We start from the raw sequence: 3,474 nt of genomic DNA, 5'->3' as shown, positions 1-3,474 counted from the left end.
GTCGGTGCGCCTGGCCGCCTTGTGCTGCGGTTGCCCGCGGCGCCGGCCTGGCCTAGATCGCGCAACCCTTCGCAAGTGCTTGATTCGATTGACTGCGCGCAGTTATTGAATCGAGTCCAAGGAAGACAAACGGCCACATCGGCGCGCACCTGGCGCGGCTGGATGCACCATGTTTCGGTGCGGGTGGTCAGCTCAAGGGGCGCCAGCAGGTCGGCCGCGCGGGCATTAAGGCCGCGGATGGCCCGCGCCAGTTCGTCGGCATAGCGGGTGCTGGGGCGATCGACATAGCGCACGCCAAAGTCGATGCCATGGGCCTCGCAGGCACCCAGGTAGGCGGCGTGGTCGTTGGCCTTGCAGGCCTGGTGGGCCTCGGTCAGTGCCGGACTTCCCAGACCCTCGCCGCTGTGCCGGTACAGCTCGCGCATGGGGGTGATGGGCGGCAGTCCGAAGAACTGAAATTGCCGGATGCCCCAGCGCCTCGCCCAGGCCACCACGCGCCGGGCGGTGTCGGCGCCGCTGGTGTCGCTTTCGGTGTCGCTGTCCAGCCCTTCCCCGTCAATGCTCTTGGACACGTACTTCGCCACATAGGCGAGTGCGCTGCCCTTGGCGGGGTCGATGCGCTCCACCTTGAACCGGTGTTCGGCCGCGCCTGGCTCGTCAGGGCTGTCGGCCAGGGCGCAGGCGCGCAGGGTTTGAAGGATGTCGCCTGTCTGTTCTGCCGGCGCGAACACCAGCACGTGCCAGTGTGGGCAGCCATCGTGGTGGGGCTCGACGGTGCGCAGGCCATAGGCTGCCAGCCCTTGACGCTGCAAGCTGCGCATGGCGCGGCGCCACACTCCATGCAGATAGGTTTGCACCTGGCGCGGGCAGCTGCCGTCATGCTCGGTGTTGGCCTGGCCGGTGTGGTGCCTGGCGTGCATGCGGCTGGGCGCCGTGATGGTCAGGAACAGAGCCTCATGGCCCTTGGTGCGTGCCCTGGCCTCGATACCCTTGATGCGCACCATCAAGGCGGCGCGGCGGTTCGCCGGGTTTGCCTGGCTGCCCTTGATCACGTCATCTAGCGGTATCACCTCGCCGGTGTTGGTGTTCAGCACCTCCAGGGACGCCAGCAGGGCCGCCAATCGGCGCCGGTCGGCATCAGCGCGGCGCAAGGCCTTTTCCGACACGTAGGGGGATGCGCGGCGGTGCACCGCGCCCTGCTGGATGGCGTGATGTTCGACGGTGCGCAGGCGCTTGCGCAGCGCCCGGCGCCACCACGCCGGATCGGCCATGCGGTTCACTCGCTGCGTGAAACCGGCACTCGGCGGAAGTTCAACGTGGTGCTGCCGCGCCTTGGCGCGCAGGTACTTCAGCGCTACAGGCTCGGGGGTGTCTTGCGCCTTCCACAGCCCCGCCATGCGCTGCACCTGGCCCGCGATCTTCTCGGCGGCCGCCTCAATGTCGCTGTCGGTCAGGTCAACCGCGGCCGCCAGCGCAGCCAGGTCGGCCGGGCTCAAAGTTGCACCCCGTTGTGGTCGGTATCGGTAGGCTCTGCGGGCCGCAGTTCAACCACCTGACCGGCGCGGCGGATGAGTGCCCGCGCCTGGTGGATGGCCTGCAGTTCTGGCAATCGCAGTGCATCTGCCGGGTTGGCAGTGCCGATGATCTGGCGGTTGTTCTGCCTGGTTGCCCGTACGTACGTGCCGCAGTGGGGCAACCACAGTCGGTAAGCCATCGGTGGCAGGGTCGGTCGGTCTGTCATGGGCAAAGCTCCGCCTATCGCGGCGCCTGGCCGCGTTGAAAGTTCACTGGGGGTTGGGCGGCGCGGCGGATCAGGCCGCGCAGGTCGGGGGGGCCGGCTGGATCAGCCGAACAGCGATCCCATGAGGCTGTTGGCGGGCTTGCTGGCCTTGCGCCGTTGCAGCGCCTCGCGGTCACCTGTCACGATGCGAAGTGCATCGGCCTGGCGCTGGTGCATCAGGTCAGCGTGGCTTTCCGGCTTTGCCTTACCCGTCAAGATTGCGGGCTTCGGCGTGCCGCCGACCTCGCGGCCGAACAGGCGTGCGAACAGTCTGCCGTTCTCGGCCAGCGCTTGAAGTGCTTCGGCGTGTGCGACCTGGCTCGCCTCGGTCAGCCCACCGAACAGGCCTGTCTCCACCTTGCGCTGCAGGAGTTCCTCCGCCCGCTGTTCGTTGGCGTCGATCAAGTCCAGCATGCGGCCCATCTCAGCTTCATCCGTGATGGCGATCCGCATGTGGTGAAACTGCGCGCGCTGAGGCTGGAAATCCTCGGAGGAACCACGGTTTTCCGTCGGTGTCCCCAGGACTCCGGCCGGGAAAACTTGGCCGCTGCCCCGGGCCTTCTCGCCCGGCTTCTTGGTGTCCTGGAACTCGTAGCCGCGGTCTTCGAAGAACTCCCGCAGATCCGCCAAGAACACTTCGTCAGGAATGTAGTTCCCGGCTTCGAAGCGCTTGATCTTGTGGTCAGGCAGGCCGGACTCCTTGGCCGCCTTCGCTTGGCTCATGCCGAGGTAGTTGCGCGCCGCCCGGGCGTCGTCGGGGGTCAACGGGAGAGAGGAAAAGTCGATCATTGCGTATGCTCCATTGATTCGGAGCAACGAATCGTTGCACCGTGGCCGGAGTCTACGGTTTGCTCCCGATCATTGCAACTGGGAAATTATTCGTTGCACGCATCCCGCGTGTAACGGTCAGCCTACTTGAGCTTCTTGCGGTGCTCTAGGCGATCCCGAAGTGCGTCCGCCATGGCCAACAGCTTCTCATTGGCCTTGTCCTGCAAGCCAACATCAAAGCCTACGTCCCACTTTCGCTGAACGCTCAAGGCCAGCTTCATCAAGGCGTCGTAGTGGTTGTGGTGCAGCGATGCCATCACGTGGGCCATCCATGCGAACCCCTCGGGGTCATGCCGTGCACGGGTGCCGGTCCGTCGCTCCTCGATCAATGCGCTGAAGGGGTCGTCGTCCCCGTAGATCAAGAAGTTGGGGGTGATGCGTAAGGCCTCACACAGCAGACGAATTTCACGAGGAGACGGCCGATTTGTGCCCGCCTCGTAGAGCGAGACAACGGCCCGCGACACACCCTTCTCGTCAGGGTCAAGGCTTCGCGTCAGCTCGGCAAGTTCACCTTGAGTCCACCGGTGTTCTTCTCGGGCCTGTTGCAAGCGGACCCCCAGTTGATCTTCTGGCTTGCCCAGCCTGCCGGGCTGCGCGGTACCCGCTGCAAGACTCTCGCGCGATTCACGGTCGATGAACTCCGCCTGTACCGCTAGGGCGTCAAGCGCAGCACTCGCGAGGCGCGTCTTCGCGCTCGACTTCTTCGCTGGGCCGCGTGAGGGCTTCGTCTTCTGTTCGCCGTCCATCTTGCAGGTTCGACCTGGCAGGAAAACCGCAGGATACACGGGGCTTGTAGCCCAGCTGAATCGTTCTACAAAGCGGCATCGGCCAGGGGCTTGTGCCCGGCGTGCTGCACTTCGACACGT

Annotated in this window: 4 protein-coding genes; all 4 read right to left on the bottom strand. The window is 65.4% G+C overall.

Annotation, left to right across the window (positions count from 1 at the left end; all coding sequences use genetic code 11):
- Positions 1–1,496: replication endonuclease (locus FFT10_RS27490; protein ID WP_137736077.1), on the bottom strand; the 1,496-nt coding region annotated here is incomplete at its 3' end.
- Entirely contained in the window at positions 1,493–1,714 is a 222-nt protein-coding gene (locus FFT10_RS27485; RefSeq protein WP_137736076.1) for a hypothetical protein, read from the bottom strand. The genes FFT10_RS27485 and FFT10_RS27490, both read right to left, overlap by 4 nt.
- Before the next feature lie 129 nt (positions 1,715–1,843).
- Positions 1,844–2,569: a helix-turn-helix domain-containing protein gene (locus FFT10_RS27480; RefSeq protein ID WP_137736075.1), complete on the bottom strand. Its 726-nt coding sequence runs from the start codon at positions 2,567–2,569 to the stop codon at positions 1,844–1,846.
- Between the two features lie 122 nt (positions 2,570–2,691).
- Positions 2,692–3,354: a helix-turn-helix domain-containing protein gene (locus FFT10_RS27475; RefSeq protein ID WP_137736074.1), complete on the bottom strand. Its 663-nt coding sequence runs from the start codon at positions 3,352–3,354 to the stop codon at positions 2,692–2,694.
- Positions 3,355–3,474: the final 120 nt, after the last annotated feature.

It is taken from the genome of Pseudaquabacterium pictum (genome assembly GCF_005403045.1).
GTDB lineage: Bacteria > Pseudomonadota > Gammaproteobacteria > Burkholderiales > Burkholderiaceae_C > Pseudaquabacterium > Pseudaquabacterium pictum.
The sequence above is the reverse complement of the archived record's forward strand: the minus strand, read 5'-3'. Positions and strand labels throughout refer to the sequence as shown.

Bases quoted from the DNA above. Each gene is read 5' to 3' on its own strand.
- FFT10_RS27485 (WP_137736076.1), bottom strand. From the start codon at position 1,714: ATGGCTTACCGACTGTGGTTGCCCCACTGCGGCACGTACGTACGGGCA.
- FFT10_RS27480 (WP_137736075.1), bottom strand. From the start codon at position 2,569: ATGATCGACTTTTCCTCTCTCCCGTTGACCCCCGACGACGCCCGGGCG.
- FFT10_RS27475 (WP_137736074.1), bottom strand. From the start codon at position 3,354: ATGGACGGCGAACAGAAGACGAAGCCCTCACGCGGCCCAGCGAAGAAG.